Origin of the sequence: Micromonospora sp. WMMD812, from assembly GCF_027497215.1 — a bacterium.
In the GTDB taxonomy this organism is placed as follows: domain Bacteria; phylum Actinomycetota; class Actinomycetes; order Mycobacteriales; family Micromonosporaceae; genus Micromonospora.
On sequence record NZ_CP114904.1, the window covers coordinates 1,004,408 to 1,026,723 of the forward strand.

Annotated in this window: 17 protein-coding genes, 1 tRNA gene and 1 pseudogene; 12 read left to right on the plus strand and 7 right to left on the minus strand. The window is 72.1% G+C overall.

Translation table 11 applies throughout. The features are described 5' to 3' along the window. Positions 1-2: 2 nt before the first annotated feature. Together O7603_RS04540 and O7603_RS04545 are read right to left on the minus strand one after the other, a co-directional pair. Complete coding sequence (locus O7603_RS04540) at positions 3-944, minus strand: sensor histidine kinase (protein ID WP_281574428.1); 942 nt, start codon at positions 942-944, stop codon at positions 3-5. After that, positions 941-1,810: an MEDS domain-containing protein gene (locus O7603_RS04545; RefSeq protein WP_281574429.1), complete on the minus strand. Its 870-nt coding sequence runs from the start codon at positions 1,808-1,810 to the stop codon at positions 941-943. The genes O7603_RS04540 and O7603_RS04545 overlap by 4 nt, the downstream gene beginning before the upstream one ends. A gap of 357 nt (positions 1,811-2,167) precedes the next feature. Between O7603_RS04545 and rho the strand changes: the two are divergent. The 4 genes and pseudogenes from rho to O7603_RS04565 form a co-directional block, all read left to right on the plus strand. Next, positions 2,168-3,280, plus strand: a pseudogene (gene rho / locus O7603_RS04550) (transcription termination factor Rho); the annotation flags it as partial. A gap of 11 nt (positions 3,281-3,291) precedes the next feature. Next, positions 3,292-3,768 (plus strand): VOC family protein, encoded by a 477-nt coding sequence (locus O7603_RS04555; RefSeq protein ID WP_281574430.1) that lies wholly within the window; start codon positions 3,292-3,294, stop codon positions 3,766-3,768. A 361-nt stretch (positions 3,769-4,129) separates the two neighbouring features. Beyond that, positions 4,130-4,837: a hypothetical protein gene (locus O7603_RS04560; RefSeq protein ID WP_281574431.1), complete on the plus strand. Its 708-nt coding sequence runs from the start codon at positions 4,130-4,132 to the stop codon at positions 4,835-4,837. A gap of 1,196 nt (positions 4,838-6,033) precedes the next feature. After that, positions 6,034-6,627, plus strand: coding sequence for a hypothetical protein (locus O7603_RS04565; protein WP_281574432.1), 594 nt, complete (start codon positions 6,034-6,036; stop codon positions 6,625-6,627). An 87-nt stretch (positions 6,628-6,714) separates the two neighbouring features. On the opposite strand, the gene O7603_RS04570 is transcribed toward O7603_RS04565, so the two are convergent. Together O7603_RS04570 and O7603_RS04575 are read right to left on the minus strand one after the other, a co-directional pair. Then, positions 6,715-8,157: an MFS transporter gene (locus tag O7603_RS04570; protein ID WP_281576594.1), complete on the minus strand. Its 1,443-nt coding sequence runs from the start codon at positions 8,155-8,157 to the stop codon at positions 6,715-6,717. Between the two features lie 82 nt (positions 8,158-8,239). Beyond that, positions 8,240-8,476, minus strand: coding sequence for a hypothetical protein (locus O7603_RS04575; RefSeq protein ID WP_281574433.1), 237 nt, complete (start codon positions 8,474-8,476; stop codon positions 8,240-8,242). 155 nt (positions 8,477-8,631) lie between these two features. Between O7603_RS04575 and O7603_RS04580 the strand changes: the two genes are divergently transcribed. Together O7603_RS04580 and O7603_RS04585 are read left to right on the plus strand one after the other, a co-directional pair. Further along, entirely contained in the window at positions 8,632-9,789 is a 1,158-nt protein-coding gene (locus O7603_RS04580) for a geranylgeranyl reductase family protein (RefSeq protein WP_281574434.1), read from the plus strand. 204 nt (positions 9,790-9,993) lie between these two features. Then, the gene (locus O7603_RS04585; RefSeq protein WP_281574435.1) at positions 9,994-10,182 is read left to right on the plus strand and encodes a hypothetical protein; all 189 of its coding nucleotides are present in this window, start codon (positions 9,994-9,996) and stop codon (positions 10,180-10,182) included. Between the two features lie 120 nt (positions 10,183-10,302). Here the strand turns inward: O7603_RS04585 and O7603_RS04590 are convergent, their stop codons facing one another. Continuing rightward, the gene (locus O7603_RS04590) at positions 10,303-12,096 is read right to left on the minus strand and encodes a 5'-nucleotidase C-terminal domain-containing protein (protein ID WP_281574436.1); all 1,794 of its coding nucleotides are present in this window, start codon (positions 12,094-12,096) and stop codon (positions 10,303-10,305) included. 240 nt (positions 12,097-12,336) lie between these two features. Here O7603_RS04590 and O7603_RS04595 point away from each other — a divergent pair, with 240 nt between their 5' ends. Beyond that, positions 12,337-13,239: an SDR family oxidoreductase gene (locus tag O7603_RS04595; RefSeq protein ID WP_281574437.1), complete on the plus strand. Its 903-nt coding sequence runs from the start codon at positions 12,337-12,339 to the stop codon at positions 13,237-13,239. 104 nt (positions 13,240-13,343) lie between these two features. On the opposite strand, the gene O7603_RS04600 is transcribed toward O7603_RS04595, so the two are convergent. Continuing rightward, the gene (locus tag O7603_RS04600; RefSeq protein WP_281574438.1) at positions 13,344-13,997 is read right to left on the minus strand and encodes a nucleotidyl transferase AbiEii/AbiGii toxin family protein; all 654 of its coding nucleotides are present in this window, start codon (positions 13,995-13,997) and stop codon (positions 13,344-13,346) included. Continuing rightward, positions 13,994-14,320, minus strand: coding sequence for a hypothetical protein (locus O7603_RS04605; RefSeq protein WP_281574439.1), 327 nt, complete (start codon positions 14,318-14,320; stop codon positions 13,994-13,996). Before O7603_RS04605 ends, O7603_RS04600 begins: the two co-directional genes overlap by 4 nt. Positions 14,321-15,349: 1,029 nt before the next feature. On the opposite strand from O7603_RS04605, the gene O7603_RS04610 reads away from it, so the two are divergent. The 5 genes from O7603_RS04610 (at position 15,350) to O7603_RS04630 (ending at position 22,306) form a co-directional block, all read left to right on the plus strand. After that, positions 15,350-15,943, plus strand: coding sequence for a hypothetical protein (locus tag O7603_RS04610; RefSeq protein ID WP_281574440.1), 594 nt, complete (start codon positions 15,350-15,352; stop codon positions 15,941-15,943). A gap of 719 nt (positions 15,944-16,662) precedes the next feature. Next, a complete protein-coding gene (fdh, locus tag O7603_RS04615; protein WP_281574441.1) occupies positions 16,663-19,932 on the plus strand; it encodes a formate dehydrogenase in 3,270 nt (1,089 codons plus the stop codon). After that, positions 19,925-20,971, plus strand: coding sequence for a 4Fe-4S dicluster domain-containing protein (locus O7603_RS04620; RefSeq protein WP_281576595.1), 1,047 nt, complete (start codon positions 19,925-19,927; stop codon positions 20,969-20,971). The genes fdh and O7603_RS04620 overlap by 8 nt, the downstream gene beginning before the upstream one ends. Beyond that, positions 20,968-22,140, plus strand: coding sequence for an NrfD/PsrC family molybdoenzyme membrane anchor subunit (gene nrfD / locus O7603_RS04625; RefSeq protein WP_281574442.1), 1,173 nt, complete (start codon positions 20,968-20,970; stop codon positions 22,138-22,140). The genes O7603_RS04620 and nrfD overlap by 4 nt, the downstream gene beginning before the upstream one ends. A 70-nt stretch (positions 22,141-22,210) precedes the next feature. Next, a tRNA-Sec gene (locus O7603_RS04630) sits at positions 22,211-22,306 on the plus strand. Positions 22,307-22,316 lie beyond the last annotated feature (10 nt).

Here is a 22,316-nt window from a genome sequence, read left to right on the forward strand (position 1 = left end):
GCTCAGCGGCGCATGTGCAGCCGGACGGTCGTGCCGGCCGCGGTGCTGTGCAACAGGACCAGGTCGCAAAGCGCGTGCACGATCACCAGCCCGCGCCCGCCCTCGCCGTCCCGCGCCGGGGTCAACCGGCCGGCGAGGGGGTTGCTCAACCAGCCGTCGTCGTGGAATTCGCACACCAGGTCGTCGTCGGTGCGCCACACCCGCAGCGTGCCGCCGCCGCCGCCGTGCAGGACGCTGTTGGCGGCCACCTCGGTCACCGCGATCTGCAGGTCGGCCACCCGGTCCGCGACCAGACCGGCGTCCTCCGCGTGGCCGGCCACGAACCGGCGTACGTCAGCCAGATCATCCAACCCGTAGCGCAGCGCGGCCACCGGATCCGGTGGCGCCGGGAGCGGGCCGTCGTACCGGACGACCACATCGGACGGCGCGAACCCGTTGCTCGGGCGCCGCCCGTCCGCATCCACGATCACCGGGTGCGTCGCGCACGCGTCGGCGAGGACCGTCTGGTCCAACCGTCCCGCGTCGTACGGGCAGAGCAGGGAGACGCCGTGCCCGGCGAGCGCGGCGTTCACCAGCGCCTCGTGCTGCGCGCAGGCCCGGTGCTCGGCCAGGCTGCGGCCGGACCACACCGACTCGCCCACGATGCGGGTCCGCCGGCCCGGATGCCGGTCGATGAACGCCTGCAGCACCCACGGCAGGATCGCGCCGGGATTCCGGCCCGCCTCCGCCATGTCGGTCCAGTACAGCCCGGGCGCCTCGCCGACCGCGTCCCGGACGAGTTCGAGGTTGGCCGTCGGCAACGCGACCAGCACGGGCTCCCCGCCGGCCAGCCCGTGCTCGATGAACGGCACCGCGCCGTCGAGCAGGTGCCGCGGGTCGCCGTAGAAGAACCCCTCGTGGGCGAGGCCGCCCGCCGGCCGTACGGCCGTGTCCGGCTCCGTCATGCCGGGCGACCCACGGGCTGTAGGTGCGCGCCCTGCCCGACCAGGTCGAGCAGCCGCCGCACGGCGGGGCGGCAGCCGACCAGACGTAGGCCGCCGGTCTGTGTCTCGCCGGCCCGCAGCAGGTCGTGGGCGGCTCCCACGTCGGCGAAGCTCAGGCCCGAGACGTCCAGCACCGCGGGGCCGCCCGGCACCGCCCACCCGGACATGCCGCTGAGCATGGCGGTGAACGCGTCGCCGTTGCTGCGGTCGATCTCACCCACCAGGCGTAGACCGGCCGGGTCCCTGGTCCGGTACGCCCGCAGCAGCGGTCGCCACGATCCTCCCGTGTCCGGGCCCGCGGAGCCGGGGTGCGCCGCGGCGATCGCCCGGATCTGGTCTGCCGGGAAGAGCCGGCGGTCGTAGAGGCAGAGGCCGGCGACCGTCCCGTCCGGGAAGAGGGCGTTCACCTCGGTCTCGTACCGGTGCAGCTCCACCACCGAGGTGCCGGCGCGGGCCGCCCACGCCATGTCGCCCACCAGCCGCAGCCCCGGATAGCCCTCGCGGTGCGCCCGGGCGGACTCCGCCGCCAGGACCGCGATCATCCCCGGCCGGTCGAACCGGCGCCCGGGTCGGTAACTGCCGCCCGCCGGGAGCAGCCGCAGCCGGCCCTCGGCGCGGGCGGCGTCGGCCGGCACGCCTCGCGCCGAGAGGTCGGCGAGGACGGCGTCGGGGGCCAGCGCGTCGAGGAAGCACAGTGCCTTGTGGCCGAGGCGCAGACCCGTGGCGAGGAACCGGCCGACGGCGTCGAGCGCGGCGGCGGTGTCGTCGTACGACCAGAACACGTGATCGCCGAGCCCCACCTGGTCGACCACCCTGACAGTCGTCACCTCATCGCCCTTCCGGTCGACGAATCCCCAGCCTATCCCTCGGCCACCTCGACCGCCGCTTTGGCGGGTCGGATGCCAGGGGTGCTTGCCAGGCGCGCGATCCGCGAGCTAGCCTGCACTCGGCCCGGACGCCGGCTACTGCCGCCCGGAGTCATCGCGAAAACCAGGCCAGTCGTCCCATACCGACTGTGACCGGTTTCGACCTGCCTACACCGGCCGATCATCCTGCCGCCCCTTCCCGCGCCGGCTGCCGTGTCGATCGGTCGGCATTCCCTCGTACGTCCGTGCCGGTCGGGACGGACGACGCACCACCCGTCGAGAGGCACTGCCATGACGTCCCCACTCCCTACCCCCGCGCCGGTCACCGGCGTGCTCGACATCCACGACGACCGGGCCGTCCTGCGGGTCGACGGCTACCTGCCCTCGCCCCGGGACGTGCCGGTGCCGGCGGCGATGCTGCGCCGCCACGGCCTGCGCCGCGGCGACCTGATCGTCGGCGCGGCCGGCCCCGGCGACCAGCGCCGGAACCGGCCACCGTCACTGGTCCGATTGGACACCGTCAACGGGATGGAGCCGCAGGAGGCTCGTCGCCGGCCGGAGTTCTACAAGCTGACTCCGCTGTACCCGCAGGAGCGGTTGCGGTTGGAGACGGAGCCGCACATCCTGACCACCCGGGTGATCGACCTGGTGATGCCGATCGGCAAGGGTCAGCGGGCGCTCATCGTGTCGCCGCCGAAGGCGGGTAAGACGATGGTGCTGCAGGCGCTGGCGAACGCCATCACCCGCAACAACCCGGAGTGCCACCTGATGGTGGTGCTGGTGGACGAGCGGCCGGAAGAGGTCACCGACATGTCCCGGTCGGTGAAGGGCGAGGTCATCGCGGCCACGTTCGACCGTCCGCCGCAGGACCACACGACGGTGGCGGAGCTGGCGATCGAGCGGGCGAAGCGCCTGGTCGAGCTGGGGCACGACGTGGTCGTGCTGCTCGACTCGCTCACCCGGCTGGGGCGCGCGTACAACCTGACCACGCGGTCCGCGGGACGGACGCTGTCCGGCGGTGTCGACGTGGCCGCCCTCGCCCCGCCGAAGCAACTGCTCGCCGCCGCGCGCAACATCGAGCACGGCGGGTCGCTCACCATCCTCGCCAGCGCGCTGGTCGAGACCGGGTCCGCCGCGGACACCCTGATCTTCGAGGAGTTCAAGAGCACCGGCAACGCCGAGTTGCGGCTGGACCGCACGCTGGCCGACCGGCGTACGTACCCGGCCGTCGACCTGCGCGGGTCGGGCACCCGGCGGGAGGAGCTGCTGCTCAGCCCGGACGAGCTGGCCCGAGTGCGCGCACTGCGGGCCGCCCTGCTCACCGTCGACCGCCAGCACGGCCTCGACCAGCTCCTCCGGCAGCTCAAGGCCAGCACCGACAACCGGCGGCTCCTCACCCGCCTCGGTGGGACCGGCCCGGCAGAACACTAGGATCTGTCGGCATGACCAGCGAGGCCGCCGATCGCCCGCCCGCCGTACGCCAGCTCCGCCTGGTGGTCGAGGCCGAGGACTACGAGGCGGCGGTCGCGTTCTTCCGGGACGCGCTCGGCCTGCCCGAGCAGGCGGCGTTCACCGGGGAGGGCGAGGCCCGCGTGGTCATCCTGGACGCCGGCCGCGCCACCCTGGAGATCGCCAATCCGGCACAGAAGCGGATGATCGACGAGGTCGAGGTGGGACGGCAGGTCGCGCCGCGGATCCGGGTGGCGTTCGAGGTGGACGACGCGCGCGCCGCCACCGAACGGCTGGTCGGCGCCGGCGCGGAGCAGATCGCGCCACCGACGGTGACCCCGTGGCAGTCGCTGAACGCCCGCCTGGACGCCCCGGCCGACCTCCACATCACGGTCTTCCAGGAACTGCGCAGCCTCGACGAGCGGACCGCGCTCGACGGCTTCGGCATCGAACGCTCCCGCGAGGAGTGACGGTCGTCCGTCGTCCGCCTCGGATTCCCGAGTGACCGGCGCCGGAGCGCATGCCCTGTACGCGTCGTCGCTGTCGACGGAGTGCCCGCCGTTTCGTGTCGTCCCCGGCGTCCCGTTCCGGACCTCTGGTCACGCCTGACCGGATCGCCTGGCTCACCGATTCACCTGCATGGCCCGGGCGTCCCAATCCCGCGCGTGACCAGGACCGCAGCCGACGCTGGCACCGGCATTTCCGGAATGACCGACACGCCAACCTGGTTGTGTCCCCCGTACCGCCCGAGCCCAAACCCATTTCCGGTGCGGACATCCCCCGAGGAGTGCTCAATCCGGAGCGCTTCGCACGATCGAAAGGGCAACCATCGTGAAGGTCGACTTCACTCGATGGCTCCCGGCCATCGCGAAGGACTCTTACCGCAAGACCGCACTGAGCGTGGTGGGTGTGGCCGCCCTCGGCGGCCTCGCATTCGGGCCGACCGCGGTCGCCGCCCCGATCACCACCGGGCCCCACGAGGGTGCCGTCGCCGCCATCGACCTCGCCACCGGCAAGGCCAGGGCGGACGACCCGGGCGCCGACGTGAAGTCCGACCTGACCACCGGTGCCCGTGGCGGCACGTCGGACGACGGCAAGCCGAGCCGGGACCAGCTGATCCCGCACGGGGTCGAGGGCGCTCAGTCGCGTATCCCGCTGGACGACGCTCAGCTCTCCAACGCCAGGGCGATCATCGAGGCCGCCAAGAAGACGGGCGTGGGTGAGCGGGGCGCGGTGGTCGGTGTCGCCACGTCGCTGCAGGAGTCGAAGCTGTACAACCTCGGCCACCTCGGCGCGTACAACGACCACGACTCGCAGGGCCTGTTCCAGCAGCGCCCGTCGTCCGGTTGGGGTAGCCCCGACCAGATCACCGACCCGGACTACGCCGCCACCGCGTTCTTCAGCGCGCTGAAGAACGTCGGCGGCTGGCAGGACCTGCCGCTGACCACCGCCGCGCAGACCGTCCAGGTCTCCGCGTACCCGTTCGCGTACGCGCAGTGGGAGGAGCAGGCGGCGGACATCGTCCAGCAGCTCTGGTGAGATGACGAACTGACCGGCCGGTCCCTTCGGGGACCGGCCGGTTCCGTCTGCCCGCCCCGTTCCGCCTGTTTCCGGGATCTCGGGGCGTCCCGGACAGGGTGCTACCGCGACTTCTCGAGTGGATCTGCCCGGCGAGCGGGGATGATTGCCCGCCGCCGCCAAACCCGGGCGCCCTCCTTGAGGCACCCGGATGCGCCCTTTGGAGCTGATGGCGTAATCGACTCACGGGCCGGGCCGCCAGCTCACAGCGCCCCCAGCCCCGCGATCCCGTGGTTCCCGCGATCCCGCAGATCTTGGTAAGACGAGGCCCCTCCAGGGGCCGTTTCGTACCAAGATCCAGGCGAAACGCTGAGGGGCGCTGCCAGCCACCGCGGCTAATCGGGGAGGTGTCGGCAGCGTGTCCCGCGTTGTCGTGGCGGATCGCGTCGACCTGGTTCAGGGCGACCTTCATGATGCGGTGGGCGGCGTTGATGAGTGGACGTCTTGAGCCTTGGAGTGGTCCGGGCGGGGGTGCGAATCGGGACATGCTGCTCACCCGGCGATCCCTGAACCCCAGCGCCATCCGCATCCAGGTCCGCCACCTCAAGATGGTGATCAAGAGGTTTGCGTCGTCTGAGTCGGGTTAGACGCGAACCTCTTGATCACCAGTTCCGCCGGTTGATCCGACTCCATGGCGGCGGACCGATGCGTCCTCGAGTGTCCCGTTTGGGTGCGGCGCGCTCGTGGCGGTGTGGGGTCGGCTGGGCCGGTGTGGGTGCTTTGGCGTGTGACCGGGGGCATCCCCGGGCTGGAATCGTGGGCGGCGCCGGGTCGTTGAACATGGGCGACGGCCGAGGTGGCGCGCCGGTCGCCGGCTGACCTGGCCGGGTGACGCGGATGGCCTGGCCCCCGGAATGACGGCGGGCGGCCGGTCGTTGCACACGGACCCGGCGATCGGCCGGCCCCGGAATGATGGCGGGTCGTCGGTCGTTGGATATGGACCCGGCGCGGTGCGGCACCCCCGCCCACCACCGCCGGCCTCCGGTCACGGTGAGCATCGCTCCCGACCGGACCCCCCGGGTCGCGGACCGTCCCCCGCGTTCGTCGATCCCGGTTTACAGACTTTCCCCCCTTGCGGACGCCGTGGGCGTGCCGCGTCCCGCATCACCGTCCCCCGTCTGGTGTGCGGGTGTCTCACCCCCGAAGGAGCCTTTGTGATGAACACGATCATGCGCAAGAGTGTTCTGGGTATCGCTGGTGTGGCTTTCGCTGGTGGGATCTTCGCCGGTCCGGTGGCCGCGCACGCCGCCACCCCCACCGTCGATGCCAAGCCCGTCGCGGTCGTGCACGTGGACAAGCCGGGTGTGGACGCGGGCAAGCTGATCCCGCACGGTGTGCAGGGCGCGCAGTCGCGGATCGACCTGAACGACGAGCAGACCGCTAACGTCAAGGCGATCATCGCCGCGACGAAGAAGTCCGGTATGGACGAGCGGGCCGCGGTGATCTCGATCGCTACCAGCCTGCAGGAGTCGAAGCTGGAGAACCTGGGCCACCTCGGCGACAAGAATGATCATGACTCGCTGGGCCTGTTCCAGCAGCGCCCGAGCTCGGGTTGGGGTAGCCCGGAGCAGATTACCGACCCGATCTACTCCACCCAGGCGTTCCTCAAGGGCCTCAAGCAGGTCGACGGGTGGCAGGACATGCCGCTGACCGACGCCGCCCAGACCGTGCAGGTGTCGGCCTACCCGGATGCGTACGCGCAGTGGGAGCAGCAGGCCGCCGACCTCGTCGCCCAGCACTGGAACAGCTGACCCCAGCGAACACGAGCAACAACCGAACACGAACAACAACGCCGCTGGCCGGCACCCCCAACCGAAGGGGTGCCGGCCAGCGGCGTATCAGGTCTGGCGTCGGCCGAGGGCGATGTCCACCAGCGCGGCGACCAGAGCCAGCGCGATGATCACGGTGGCCGTGATGAGGGCGTGCTCGAAGGCCGTCGTCCAGTTGCCACGGTTGGTGTTCAGCGAGGAGAAGAAGACGGAGCCGACCGCGGCGATGCCGGCGGCGGCGCCGATCCGTTGGCCGGTCTGAAGCATCCCGGCGCCGCTGCCCGCCTGCGGTACGGGCACCTGGGACAGGGTGAGCGTCTGGTTGGGGGCGATCACCAGGCCGCTGCCGAGCCCGGCGACCAGTAGCGGGGCCGCGGTGACCCAGGGCACCGGGGCGTGCGGGAACTCGCGCAGCACCAGGGCCGTCGCGGCGAGGCCGACCACGACGGCGATCAGCCCGGCGGCGACCATCGGCCGGCCCAACCGGTTGACGTACCGCCCGCCGACCGCCGACGAGGCCGCGGAACCGAGCGCGAACGGGGTGACGGCCAGGCCGGCGATGAGCGGGCTGTACCCGTGCCCGTTCTGCAGGAACAGGGTGAAGATGAAGAAGATGGCGGTGAACCCGCCGAAGTAGATCAGGCCGATGAGCGAGCCCAGCGTGTACGACCGGAAGTCGAACAGCCGCAGGTCGAACAGCGGCGTGGTGTGTCGGGCGTACCGCCGTTCCCAGAGCGCGAAGGCCAGCAGCACCAGTAGCCCGAGCGGGATCAGGACCCACTTCCACGGGGTGCGCCACTGCTGTTCCTGCACCAACGGCAGCAGGACCAGCAGCACGCCGATGCCGAGCAGCACCACGCCGACCGGGTCGAGCCGGTGGCGGTCCGCCTGCTGCCGGGGTCGGTGGGGCAGCAACCGCCAGCCGAGGATCACCGTGATGATGCCGACGGGGATGTTGACGAAGAAGACGTACCGCCAGCCGTGCTCCTCGCCGCCGAGCGCGATGAGCAGCCCGCCGAGCAGCGGCCCGACCGCGGTGGAGATGCCGATGGTGGCGCCGAGCAGCGCGAAAGGACGGGCCCGTTCCGGCCCCCGGAACAGCTCCTGGATAACGCCGGTGACCTGTGGGTTGACGATGCCGGCCGCGGCGCCCTGGAGCAGCCGCGCGAGGACCAGCCAGGTGGGGGAGGGGGCGAGGCCCGCCAACGTGCTGGTGACGGTGAACAGCGCGATGCCGAAGACGAAGGCGTTGCGCCGGCCCCGGGCGTCGCCGAAGCGACCGGCCGGCACGAGCGCGAGGCCGAAGGTCAGTGCGTACCCGGACAGCACCCACTGCAGGTCGCTGGGGGAGGCGTGCAGCGCGCGGTCCAGCGAGGGCAGCGCCACGTTGACGATGCTGATGTCGAGCAGCGTCATGAACGCGGCGGCCAGTCCCACACCGAGGGCCTGCCAGCGTCGTCGGTTCTCGGCCGGGTCGATGTCGGCCGACTGCGGCGCGCCCGCCGCGCTCATCGCGCCCCCCGGTGACCGTCGATCACGCATCTCTGACCGCTACCCCGGCCACGGGGGGCGAATCGTGGCGGCGAACCGCGGGTCACGCCATCTGACGCGCGCAGAACCGGGGACCGAAGTCCAGCCCGGCCATCGGCGAATCCTCCCGGTGCAGCAGATTCTTCTCCGTGAGCAGGTGCAGAGGCGCGTTCACCTGCTCCTCGGTCAGGCCGGACTCCTCCGCGATCAGGTCAGGGTAGGGCACCTGGCCGCGCGCCTCCAGCGCCGTGACCGCCTGGTACACCCGTTCCTCGACGTCCGACAGTTGGTCCCGCCGCATCGCTTCCTCCTCTGCTCGTCTGCCCTGAACAAGCGGTTGACCTGCGCCGGTTACCCCCTGCGTGACCGAAGATGCCCACCCGATCGAGGGGTGGACAGGGGTGCCGTGGCCGCGCTGCCGGGCCCGGCGCCGGGCGGGTGCCCTAGGCTGCTTCCGTGATCGTTTGGGATCTCGCCGTCGTCGGTGGGGGCCCCGCCGGGCTCTCCGCCGCGCACGCCGCCGCCCGCGCGGGCGTGCGCACCCTGGTCGTCGAACGGGCGACCCATCCGCGCTACAAGACGTGCGGGGGCGGGCTCATCGGCACCTCACTCGCCGAGGTGCACGACCGGATCGAGGTGCCCGCGCACGACCGGGTGGACCGGGTGACGTTCACCCGGGACGGGCGACGCGGCTTCACCCGCCGGCACCACGGTCCGCTGGTGACGATGGTCCGCCGGGAGGAGTTCGACGACCGGTTGCGGGCGGCCGCGGTCGCCGCCGGGGCCGAGGTCCGCGAGGGCGCCGCGGTCCGTGCGATGGAGCAGGACCCCGACGGCGTACGCCTGCGGCTGGGCGACCGCACCACCGTGCACGCCCGCACGGTGATCGGGGCGGACGGCTCCTCCGGGGTGACCGCCCGGCACGTGGGTGTCCGCTACCGGCAGGTGGACCTGGGGCTGGAGCTGGAGTTGGAGGTGCCGCCCGAGCAGCGGGAGCGGTGGCGGCACCGGGTGCTACTCGACTGGGGACCGCTGCCGGGGTCGTACGCCTGGGTCTTTCCGAAGGGCGACCGCCTCACGGTGGGTGTGATCGCGGCCCGCGGCGCGGGGGAGCGGACCCGGGAGTACCTGAGCGGCTTCGTCGACCGGCTCGGCCTGGCCGACGCGCCGGCGGCGCACGACTCCGGCCACCTCACCCGGTGCCGGGCGGAGGATTCCCCGCTGCGCCGGGGTCGGGTGCTCGTCGCCGGTGACGCCGCCGGTCTGCTCGAACCGTGGAGTCGGGAGGGGATCAGCTACGCGCTGCGCTCGGGCGCGCTGGCCGGTGCGGCGGTCGCCGAGGGCGACCTGGCCGGCTACGAGCGGGCGGTGGCCGAGCGCCTCGTCCCGTCGATGCGAGCCGGTCACCGGCTGCTCGACATCTTCGAGCGGCGGCCGGAGGTCTTCCACGCGCTGCTGGCGACCCCACCCGGCTGGCGGATGTTCGTCCGGTTCTGCCAGGGACGGGCGAGCTTCGACGAGACGCTGGGCCGGGCCCCGGTCCGGGCGGGTCTGGCGCTGCTGGACCGGCTTCCGGCGCCGCGCCGGAAGCCCGCCGCCGACCTTTCGTCCTGACGGGCGGAGCCGCCGACCCGGCAGGCGCCTCTCACCCAGGATCCTAGGATGCCTAAGAGGGTGTGACCGGCCCGGACGGCGGAAGGCGCCGGCCGGCCACGGCCAACCCTGAGTGCAGCAGGCGGCGCGGGGGAGTAGCCGACGCGACGATGGCGGTGCACGACTCCGGCGGCGGAGAATCAACTCGTCGAAGGGGGGCCGCAGATGACCGACGCACACTCCGAACCGTCGTTCACCGACGACGAGTACGCCTTCCTGCGACACGTCCGGTTCGGTGAGCTGCCGCCCGCGGTCCGACCGGAGGAGCGGGTCGCGCTGACCGAGACCGACCCCGGTCGCGCCCGGCCGGTCGACGAGCCGGAGCTCTGGGACCCGCGGCGCGGGACGACCTGAGCTCCGGCCCGCCCCGCGCGGACGCGGTGAGCGACCGGGTCACCCGCGGACGGTTGCCCGAACCGTGACGCACGGACGGGCCGCGGGCAGTACGCCCACGGCCCGTCCGGAGTGGATCGGTCAGAAGACCGGCACGCCCTCGCGCACCAGCTTCCAGTTCGGCTGGAAGAAGTCGGCCGGGTCGATGACGCCCTTCTCCTGCGCCCAGTCGATCAGCAACTGGCGGATCTCCTGCTGCTCGTTGTAGACCTGGGTCTTCACGATGCCGGGGAAGTTGCCGCCGCCGCTGCGCCGGTAGTTGTTCACCGCCACCACGAACTGCGCGTCGTCCGCCACCGGGGTGTCGGTGCCGGCCAGGACCAGCCGGGTGATCCGCTGCCCCACCGGCTTGGAGATGTCGATGTCGTAGTCGACGCCGGAGAGGGCGTCGTAGTTGTAGTCCGGGATCGACGTGTCGTTGATCTGCTCGGGGTCCACCGGAGCGCCCGGGGCGAGGGTGCGGAAGTACCTCGCCGAGTACTCCAGGTACGCGCGCACCTCGGCGCCGCTGAGCACGACCGCCTCGAGGGTGTTGTCGTAGACGTAGAGGCCCGCCACATCGCGGATCTTCACGTCGCCGGACGGGAAGACCGCGGTGCGGCTGAACGGCGAGGCCTGCGACAGCACCGGCAGGCTGGCGTACGACGTGCCGGCGAGCGCCTTGGTGACCGTCTCGGCCTGGACGTGGTTGATGAAGTCCAGGATCGGGGTGTCCTTGTACCGGGACTCGACGGTGGACATCTCCACGCTGGCCTGCGCGACGACCTGGTTGACGTACGCCACGGTCTTCTGGTGCTGGGCCCGGACGGCCGCGACGACCTTGGGGTCCTCGACCACCGTGTTGGTGTTCAGCATGGTGGCGGACTTCTTGGTGATGGTCCAGCGGCCGTGCGCGCGGGCCAGCGTGAAGTCCATCCGGGTGAGGCGCTGGCCCCACCGGGACGGCTCGGAGAGCAGCACCTGCGCGCCGGTCCGCTCGTTGGTGACGAACTTCTCGACGACCTCGTTGTGGGCGTGTCCGAAGAGGATCGCGTCGATCCCCGGCACCTGCTGGGCGATCAGCGCGACCGGGTTCTCGTTCGGCAGCTCCGGCCCGTAGCTGGAGGTGCCGCTGTCACCGCCGTGCGCCGAGATCAGCACGATGTCCGCGCCGCGCGCGCGCATGACCGGCACGTACTTCGCCGCGGTGGCGATCATGTCGTCGAACCGCAGCTTGCCCTCGACGTTGCCCTTGTCCCAGATGGCCACGCCCGGGTTGGTCAGGCCAAGGATGCCGACGCGCAGGGTGGGCGCCGCGAAGCCGAGGGAGACCTTCTTGATGACGTACGGGAGGAAGGCCGGCTTTCCGGTCTTCGCGTTGATCGCGTTCGCGGCCAGGGCGGGGAAGCCGAGCTGGCGGATCCACAGGTCCAGCAGGGGAAGGCCGTAGTTGAACTCGTGGTTGCCCAGCGTCACGGCGTCGTAGTCGATGATGTTCATGGCTCGGGCCATCGGGTGCTTCTCGCCCGTGGCGGTGATCGGCTCCTGCTTGGCGTAGAAGGTGGCCAGCGGGGTGCCCTGGATGGTGTCGCCGGCGTCGAGCACCAGCGTGGCCTTGCCGCGGCGCTCGGCGCGGATCTGGTTGATCAAGGTCGCCAGCTTGGCGACGCCGATGTCGTTGTGCTTGCTGTCGTCGTACTCGGCGTCCCGGTAGTAGTCCCAGTTGTAGACGTTGCCGTGGGTGTCGGAGGTGCCGAGGAGGGTGAGGTCCCAGGTCCTCGAGGGCTTGGTCGAGGCGGCCGCCTGGGCGGGCGCACCGGCGATCAGGGGGGCGGTCGCGGCGGCGGCCGCGACGGCCAGCACCTGGCGGCGCGAGGCTCCGGAGGAGGAGGTCATGGGGTGCCCTTCCGTGGGGGTGGACGCGCCTCGTGGGCGCCGTTGCGCACCATAACGACCGGCGCTCCGGTGCGCGACCGCACCCCGAGGTGTTTGCCGTTGTCGAGGCCGGCGGCCGCCGGGGCGTCACACGGTGGTCACCCGTTGCTCGTTCCGGTCCTCGGGTGGTCGTTTTCGCCCACCGTCCGGGGGTAGGGCTGCGGGGGAGCGGCACGGTTGGACGGCACAAGGGAGACTCCGGTGAGCGAGGACCAGTACACCCAGAAGGACCCGGCGCGGCAGTACGGCCAGCAGCAGGGCCAGCCCGCGCAGCAGCAGTCGGTGCCCGGATCCACGCGGCGGATGGGCCCGAAGCCGGACCACGGCGAGGAGTCGTACCGTGGCAGTGGCCGGCTCGACGGCAAGCGGGCGGTGATCACCGGCGGCGACTCCGGCATCGGTCGGGCCGTCGCGATCGCCTTCGCCCGGGAGGGCGCCGACGTGCTGATCTCCTACCTCGGCGACGAGGAGGAGGCGGATGCCCGGGACACCGTACGGCTCGTCGAACAGGCGGGCCGGCGGGGCGTCGCCGTCCGGACCGACCTGACCGACGAGGGCCACTGCCGTCAACTCGTCGACCGGGCGCTGTCCGATCTCGGCGGCATCGACGTGCTGGTCAACAACGCGGCGTTCCAGATGGCGCAGGACAAGGGGCTCCTCGGCATCAGCACCGAACAGTTCGACCGCGTCTTCAAGACCAATGTGTACGCCATGTTCTGGCTGTGCCGAGCTGCCGTGCCGCGCCTGCCGGACGGGTCGGTGATCATCAACACCTCCTCGATCCAGGCGTTCGACCCGTCGCCGCAACTACTCGACTACGCGACCACCAAGGCGGCCATCGCCAACTTCACGAAGGCTCTGGCGCTGGACCTGGCCGAGCAGGGCATCCGGGTCAACGCCGTCGCACCCGGTCCGGTCTGGACGCCGCTGATTCCGGCGACGATGCCACCGGAGAAGGTGGAGCAGTTCGGCACTGACACGCCGATGGGCCGTCCCGGCCAGCCCGCCGAGCTGGCTCCCGCGTACGTCTTCTTCGCCTCGCAGGAGTCGAGCTACGTGACGGGGGAGATCCTCGGCGTCACCGGCGGCAAGCTGACGAGGTGAGCGCTCCGCCGTGCGGCGTGCCCGCGTCGGGGCGGCCGGCACGGCGGCGCGGCGGCACCGGTCTGCTCGTCCGCCGTGCCGCGCGCCTCGCAGCCGCCGTGCCGTCAGCGGGGCCAGGCGGCCATCCGGCGGCGGACCTGGGCGATCCGGTCGGCGTCCAGCCCGTAGCGGGTGAAGCGGCGGTCCGGCACCTGGTCCAGGTACCGGCCCGCCGCCCGGACGTCGGCCAGGTCCAGTGCCGGGTCCACCTGGCGGGCCAGCGCCAGCAGGTCCGTCACGTCGTACCGGTCGAGGGCGGCCGCGACGTCGATGTAGTCGCGTACCTCCCGGCGGTTGACCAGCGCGGCGGTCTTGTTGGCGATCAGGTCACGGACGTCCATCACCGGGCCGAGGTCCATCACCACCGGGCTGCGGTGCCGCTCGAGGCGGGCCAGGCTGAGCCGGATCTGTCGGCCGTCGCGGCTCACCACGAAGTCCCGCAGGTCCCGGTCGAAGCCCTCGAAGAGCTGCGCCAGCTGGCTGTCCGGATCCGCGTCGACCACGTGGTAGCCGGCCCGTTCCAAGGCCGCCCGCACCCCGTCCGCCGCCGCGGCGGCCGCGCCCTCGACGTCGGCGAACAGGTCGACGTCCTCCGTCGGGCGGGTGACCAGGCCGTGGGCCGCCCACGCCACTCCGCCGCCCAGCACGAAGCGGTGCGGGCCCGCGGCGGTCAGGGCCACCCGGGCCACGTCCCGGTAGAAGTCGTGCAGGTGGTTCACGCGGTACGCAGACCCCGGTGCCGGCTCTCCCACGCCAGGCGCACGCCCCGGGGCAGGTTCAGCCGCCGCCACACCCGGCGCAACGTCCGCCCGTTGATCAGGCCCCGCAGGTCCTCGACGCGGGTGGTCTCCCGCAGCACGTTCTCGTACATCCAGAGCAGGTCGTCCGGATCGCCCAGGTCGAAGGCGCGTTCGCTGCTCCACATCAGGCGTACGGGCAGCTCGACGATGCCGCGCGTGGGGCCGGCGAGCTCGCTGAGGGTGCGGGCCACCACGGCGGGACGCCCGGGGCGGGCGAGATGGGCGCTCGTGACGGCCGACATGCTGTCAGGGTAACGCTAGCTGCGGGGTGGTGGCGTGCGGCGGCCTCGCGTCTTTTGCGCGTCACGGCACCGTCCCCGACGTGCCGGCGCGCCGAACTCCGCCCAAACGCCATGATCCACTCCGTTTCGCCGACATGGCGGTATCCGGGTCTTGCGTTTACCGCCATGTCGGCGAGGTGGTGTTGATCAGGCCGGTTGTGCCGTTTGGGCGCTTGATTTCCGGGATATCCGGGTGCCTTTCCGCCGTGGTGTCGGCGCGATTTCCAGGACCCGAGTGGAAGCAGGCGGACTGCTGTGGGCGCCCTGGGGCACGGCGGCGTTTCCTTAGGAACTGATGGCGCAAACGAGTCACCGACCGGGCGCCTGCCCGGCGCCGAGCCGCCCCCCACAGATCTTGGCCGGCAGCTCTGGTGATCAAGAGGTTTGCGTCAGCAAAACTCTCTCAGATGACGCAAACCTCTTGATCAACCGCCCCGCCCGATACGCAACTGGAGTGATCGACGCCATGGGTCGGGTTGGGTGGGTGGGCGCGGCGAGAAGGGAAGCGGGCCGGCGGCGGTGTGGGATCGGGTGAGCCGGTGTGGTGCCTGATGTCCGGTTCGGGCTCGGCGCGGGGCGGTGGTTTCCGGCCGGCTGGGCCGGTGTGGGTGCTTTGGCGTGTGACCGGGGGCATCCCCGGGCCGGAATCGTGGGCGGCGCCGGGTCGTTGAACATGGGCGACGGCCGAGGTAGCGCGCCGGTCTCCGGCTGACCTGGCCGGGTGACGCGGATGGCCTGGCCCCCGGAATGATGGTGGGCTGTCGGTCGTTGGATATGGACCCGGCGCGGTGCGGCACCCCCGCCCACCACCCGCCGGCCCTCCGGTCACGGTGAGCATCGCTCACGACCGGAACCCCCGGATCGCGGACCGTCCCCCGCGTTCGCCGATCCCGGTTTACAGACTTTCCCCCTTTTCGCGGGCGCCCGTGATGGGTTCGCCCGCGCCGACCCCCCAGTCGGCGTGATCTCACCCCCGAAGGAGCCTTTGTGATGAACACGATCATGCGCAAGAGTGTTCTGGGTATCGCTGGTGTGGCTTTCGCTGGTGGGATCTTCGCCGGTCCGGTGGCCGCGCACGCCGCCACCCCCACCGTCGACGCCAAGCCCGTCGCGGTCGTGCACTTGGACAAGCCGGGTGTGGACGCGGGCAAGCTGATCCCGCACGGTGTGCAGGGCGCGCAGTCGCGCATCGACCTGAACGACGAGCAGACCGCTAACGTCAAGGCGATCATCGCCGCGACGAAGAAGTCCGGTCTGGACGAGCGGGCCGCGGTGATCTCGATCGCTACCAGCCTGCAGGAGTCGAAGCTGGAGAACCTGGGCCACCTCGGCGACAAGAATGATCATGACTCGCTGGGCCTGTTCCAGCAGCGCCCGAGCTCGGGTTGGGGTAGCCCGGAGCAGATCACCGACCCGATCTACTCCACCCAGGCGTTCCTCAAGGGCCTCAAGCAGGTCGACGGGTGGCACGACATGCCGCTGACCGACGCCGCCCAGACCGTGCAGGTCTCGGCCTACCCCGACGCGTACGCGCAGTGGGAGCAGCAGGCCGCCGACCTCGTCGCCCAGCACTGGAACAGCTGACCCCAGCGAACAAGCGAACACCAGCAACAACCGAACACGAACAACAACGCTGGCCGGCACCCCACCCCGGGTGCCGGCCAGCGGCAGTTCGGGCTCCAGGGCATGCCGGATCGGTGCGGCTTGGCAGGTGGGAACAAGCGGGGGCGCGGGTAGGTTGTGTGGAGTGTCGGTGTGCCCAGTGTCCCCGGGCCTCACCTAATAAATGCCGTCGCGGACTACCGTTCGGCTGGAGCCGCGTTCGTGCCACTCGCCGCGAGGCGACCTGCACACCGACACCTCAGCGCCGACCCCGGCCACCCGGCCGGGGGCGGCGCTGTCTACCTGCGCCCGCCCGCGCGGCCTTCCCGCGCCCGCCCGCGCGGCCTTCCCGCGCCCGCCCGCGCGGCCTTCCCGCGCCCGCCCGCGCGGCCTTCCCGCGCCCGCCCGCGCCCGGGCGCCGTCCGAGGTCGCGCATCCGCGCCGCCCGAGGCCGCCCACGCACGCCGTCCGAGGTCGCGCATCCGCGCTGCCCGAGGCCGCCCACGCGCGCGGCCCGCTCCCAGGCCCTTGACCGGGTCAGCCAGGCCCGTCGAACCGGGCGGGCCCACGATCGAGGAAAAAGCGGCCATGATCCGGCGGCTCACGGAGTGGGTGGAAGATCGGCCGCTCGGGTCGCGGCGGCGCGTCGGCTGGCCTATGTTCATGGGGTCGGCGTCGACGGTCGGGAGGGGGTGTCGCGGATGGGTCTGCGTACCTTCATCGAGGGTTGGCCGGTCTACCGGCAGCTCACCGGCACCGACCCGCTCGGCCGGGGCGCGGCCGCCCAGTCGACCCACTCGGCGGCGCTGACCGCCCGCACCGAGACCGCCGACAGCATGGCCCGTTCCATCTGTCCCTACTGCGCCGTGGGCTGCGGCCAGCGGGTCTACGTCAAGGACGGGCAGGTCACCCAGATCGAGGGCGATCCGGACAGCCCGATCTCCCGCGGCCGGCTCTGCCCCAAGGGTTCGGCCAGCAAGGGCCTGGTGACCAGCCCGCTGCGGCAGACGAAGGTGCGCTACCGCCGGCCGTACGCGACGGAGTGGGAGGACCTGGACCTCGACGTCGCGGTCGACATGATCGCCGACCGGGTGCTCGCCGCGCGTGAGCAGACCTGGGAGGACGTGGACAGCGAGGGGCGGCCGCTCAACCGCACGCTGGGCATCTCCAGCCTGGGCGGGGCGACGCTGGACAACGAGGAGAACTACCTCATCAAGAAGCTGTTCACGGCGATGGGGGCGCTCCAGATCGAGAACCAGGCCCGTATTTGACACTCCGCCACCGTCCCCGGTCTGGGGACCAGCTTCGGTCGCGGTGGTGCGACGGACTTCCAGCAGGACGTGGCGAACGCTGACGTCGTCGTCATCCAGGGCTCGAACATGGCCGAGGCCCACCCGGTGGGCTTCCAGTGGGTGATGGAGGCCAAGGCGCGCGGTGCCAAGGTCTTCCACGTCGACCCGCGGTTCACCCGGACCAGCGCGCTGGCCGACACGTACCTGCCGATCCGGGCCGGCACGGACATCGCCCTGCTCGGCGGGGTGGTGCGCTACATCCTGGAGAACGAGCTCGACTTCCGGGAGTACGTTCTCGCGTACACGAACGCGGCGACGATCGTCAGTGACCAGTTCGTCGACGCCGAGGACGGCGGCGGCATCTTCTCCGGGTTCAACCCCGACACCAGCGCGTACGACCAGACCAGCTGGCAGTACGCGGGTCACGAGGGCAACGCCGGGTCGACGGACACCAGTGAGGAGCGGGAGACCGCGGCCGGGCTGCGGCACGAGTCGCACGGCCGACCGATTCCGGGCCGGGTGATCCGGGACGAGACGTTGAGGCACCCGCGCTGCGTCTACCAGATCCTCAAGCGGCACTTCGCCCGCTACACGCCGGAGATGGTGGAGCGGGTCTGCGGCATCCCGCAGGAGAAGTTCCTCGAGCTGGCCCGCGCGTGGACGGAGAACTCCGGGCGGGAGCGCACCGGGGTGCTCATCTACTCGGTGGGCTGGACCCAGCACAGCGTCGGCGTGCAGTACATCCGGACCGGGGCGATCATCCAGAGCCTCCTGGGCAACATGGGCCGGCCCGGTGGCGGCGTGCTGGCGCTGCGCGGGCACGCCAGCATCCAGGGCTCGACCGACATCCCCACCCTGTTCAACCTGCTGCCCGGCTACCTGCCGATGCCGCACCACGCCAACCACCCGACCTTCGAGGAGTGGGTGGACAGCATCCGGCACCCGGGGCAGAAGGGCTTCTGGGGCAACGCCCGCGCCTACGGGGCCAGCCTGTTGAAGGCGTACTGGGGGGACGCGGCGACGCCGGAGAACGACTTCTGCTACGGCTACCTGCCGCGGATGACCGGCGACCACGGCACCTACCAGCAGGTGCTCAACATGATCGACGGCAAGGTGAAGGGCTACTTCCTGCTCGGGCAGAACCCGGCGGTCGGCTCGGCGCACGGGCGGGCGCAGCGCCTCGGTATGGCGAACCTGGACTGGCTGGTGGTCCGGGACCTGTTCATGATCGAGAGCGCGACGTTCTGGAAGAACGGGCCGGAGGTGGCCACCGGCGAGATCGTCCCGGAGCAGTGCCGGACGGAGGTGTTCTTCCTGCCCGCCGCCTCGCACGTGGAGAAGGAGGGCACCTTCACCCAGACGCAGCGCCTGCTGCAGTGGCGGGAGAAGGCTCTCGACCCGCCGGCCGACTGCCGCTCCGAGCTGTGGTTCTTCTACCACCTCGGCCGCCGCCTGCGGGAGAAGCTGGCCGCGTCGGACAAGCCCCGCGACCGGGCGCTGCTGGACCTGACCTGGGACTACCCCACGGAGGGTCCGCACGCCGAGCCGAGCGCCGAGGCGGTCCTGCGCGAGATCAACGGGTACGAGGTGGCCACCGGCCGCCCGCTCAGCGGGTTCCCGGAGGCGAAGGACGACGGCTCGACCGCGGTCGGCTGCTGGATCTACAGCGGGGTGTACGCCGACGGGGTGAACCAGGCCGCGCGCCGCAAGTCCCGGCACGAGCAGGACTGGGTGGCCGGCGAGTGGGGCTGGGCCTGGCCGGCGAACCGGCGCATCCTCTACAACCGCGCGTCCGCCGATCCCGAGGGCCGGCCGTGGAGCGAGCGGAAGAAGTACGTCTGGTGGGACGCGGAGAAGGGCGAGTGGACCGGCTACGACGTGCCGGACTTCGAGAAGACGAAGTCGCCGACGTACCGGCCGGCGTTGGGCACGTCCGGCACGGAGGGGATCGCCGGCGACGACGCGTTCGTCATGCAGGGCGACGGCAAGGCCTGGCTGTACGCGCCGACCGGCGTGGTGGACGGGCCGCTGCCCACCCACTACGAGCCGGCCGAGTCGCCGCTGCGCAACCCGCTGTACCAGCAGCAGGCCAATCCGACCCGCAAGGTGTACACGCACCCGGTGAACTCGGTGAATCCGAGCCCGCCGCAGGAGCACAGCCAGGTCTTCCCGTACGTGTTCTCGGTCAGCCGACTCACCGAGCACCACACGGCGGGCGGGATGAGCCGCACGGTGCGGTCGCTGGCGGAGCTGCAGCCGGAGATGTTCGTCGAGGTGTCGCCGGAGCTGGCCGCGCAGGTGGGGGTGAACCATCTGGGGTGGGCGCACCTGGTCAGCGGCCGGGCGGTGATCGAGGCGAAGGTGCTGGTCACCGACCGGATGACGCCACTGTGGGTCGACGGTCGAATGATCCACCAGGTCTGGCTGCCGTACCATTTCGGCTTCGAGGGCCTGGTGACCGGCGACTCGGCCAACGACCTGTTCGGGATCACCCTCGACCCGAACGTGTTGATCCAGGAGAGCAAGGTCGGCACGTGTGACGTACGATCCGGTCGCCGGCCCACCGGCCCGGCGTTGCTGGAGCTGGTCGACGACTACCGGCGGCGAGCCGGCATCACGCCGGGCCAGAACGCCCCGGCGGTGACCCCCGGCGACGGGGAGGGGCGCGATGATTCCTGACCCGAACAGCCTCTACGGCCCGCTCGACCCGGCGCCGGACGCGGGCTGGTCCGACGCGCCGCCGCGGATGGGTTTCTTCACCGACACCAGCGTCTGCATCGGCTGCAAGGCGTGCGAGGTGGCCTGCAAGGAGTGGAACGCGGTGCCCGCGTCCGGCCTGGACCTGCTGGGCATGTCGTACGACAACACCGGCGCGCTGACCGCCAACTCGTGGCGGCACGTCGCGTTCATCGAACAGCCCCGCCCCCTCGGGCAGCACCGGACCCCGTCGTTCGCCGGCAACCCCACCGACGCCGCGGTGAGTCCCACCGCCGCGGCGGTCTCCGCGTCCACCGCCAATCCGACCGGCACCGACCCGGGCCTGCCACCCGGGTCGCCGGAGGCGGCCGCCCGGATGGCCGCCGGACCGGAGTTCCTCGGCATGCCCGGCGCGCAGCCACCGGGGCGGGCCACCGGCCCGGAGAGCCGCACCGACTTCCGCTGGCTGATGATGTCCGACGTGTGCAAGCACTGCACGCACGCCGCCTGCCTGGACGTGTGCCCCACCGGCTCGCTGTTCCGCACCGAGTTCGGCACCGTCGTGGTGCAGGAGGACATCTGCAACGGCTGCGGCTACTGCATCTCCGCCTGCCCCTACGGAGTTATCGACCAGCGCAAGGGCGACGGCCGGGCGTGGAAGTGCACGCTCTGCTATGACCGGCTGGGCGCCGGCATGACCCCGGCCTGCGCGCAGGCCTGCCCCACCGAGTCGATCCAGTACGGGCCGCTGGAGGAGCTGCGCGAGCGGGCCGCCGCCCGGGTCGCGACGCTGCACGAGCGGGGGGTGCCGGAGGCCCGGCTCTACGGCCACGACCCGACCGACGGGGTCGGCGGTGACGGCGCGTTCTTCCTGCTGTTGGACGAGCCGGAGGTGTACGGGCTGCCGCCCGACCCGGTGGTCACCACCCGGGACCTGCCGAAGATGTGGAAGCGCGCCGGCCTGGCCGCGCTGGCGATGGCGGCGGCCGCCGTGGTCGCGTTCGTCGGAGGTAACTCGTGAGTTCGGACCGCCCGGTCGGCGACCGTTTCCGCCGCTTCCGCGACCGCCTCGACGGCGGGCGCGAGCGGGCGGAGGACGGCACCCGCGCGAGCAGCTTCCGGACGGACGCGCCGCGCAGCGACGCCGACGCCGCCGGTCTCGCGCCGGTGCCCGGCCGCGAGGCCCGGCCCGGAGAGCGCCGTCGGGGCGGCGGGCGCCGCCGGGGCGGCGAGGAGCTGCGGGTTCCGGAGGCCGAGTTCACCTCCTACTACGGCCGGCCGATCCTCAAGGCGCCGGTGTGGAAGTGGGACATCGCCGCGTACCTCTTCACCGGTGGACTGTCGGCGGGCTCGGCGCTGCTCGCGGCGGGCGGCCAGCTCACCGGCCGGCCGGCGCTGCGCCGGGCCGGCCGGGTCACCGCGCTCGCCGCGATCACGGCGAGCGCCGGCTTCCTGATCCGGGACCTGGGCCGGCCGTCCCGGTTCCACCACATGCTGCGGGTGGCGAAGCTGACGTCGCCGATGTCGGTGGGCACCTGGATCCTCACCGCGTTCGGCCCGATGGCCGGCGTGGCGGCGATCTCCGAGGCGGCGCCGCTGCTGCCTGAGCGTGGTGTGCCCGGGCTGGCCCGCCGGCTGCTGCCGCCGGTCGGGCAGGCGGCCGGGCTGGCCGCCGCCGTCACCGCGCCGGCGCTGGCCACGTACACCGGGGTGCTGCTCGCCGACACCGCGGTGCCGTCCTGGCACGAGGCGTACCCGGAGCTGCCGGTCATCTTCGCGGGCAGCGCGCTGGCCAGCGGCGCCGCCGTGGGCCTGATCGGCGCACCGCCGGCGCAGGCCGGTCCGGCCCGGCGGATGGCGGTGGCCGGCGCGGCCCTGGAGCTCGCCGGGTCGCACCGGGTGGAGACCCGGTTCGGGCTGCTCGGCGAGCCGTACCGCACCGGCCGGCCGGGCCAGCTGCTGCGCGCCGGCCGGATGCTCACCGCGGCCGGCGTGGCCGGCGCCCTGCTGGGCCGGCGTAGCCGGGCGCTCTCCGTGCTCTCCGGCGCGGCGCTGCTGGGCGCCTCGGTCGCCACCCGGTTCGGCGTCTTCTACGCCGGCGTGGCCTCCGCCCGGGATCCGAAGTACACGGTGGTGCCGCAGCGCGAGCGCGCCGACCGCCGGGACGCGGCCGCCGACCCGGTGGACTGACACCGGCGGGCCCGAACAGTTTTCGACCTTGCCGCGCGGTCCGTCCGGCCCCTGTGGTCAAATGCTCGGTGGAGGCGTTCAGGCGGCTGGTGCCCCTCCCGGTCTTCAAAACCGGTGTGGTCCGGGACCCGGGCCAGGCGGGTTCGATTCCCGTCCGTCTCCGCCAACCGCGGTGG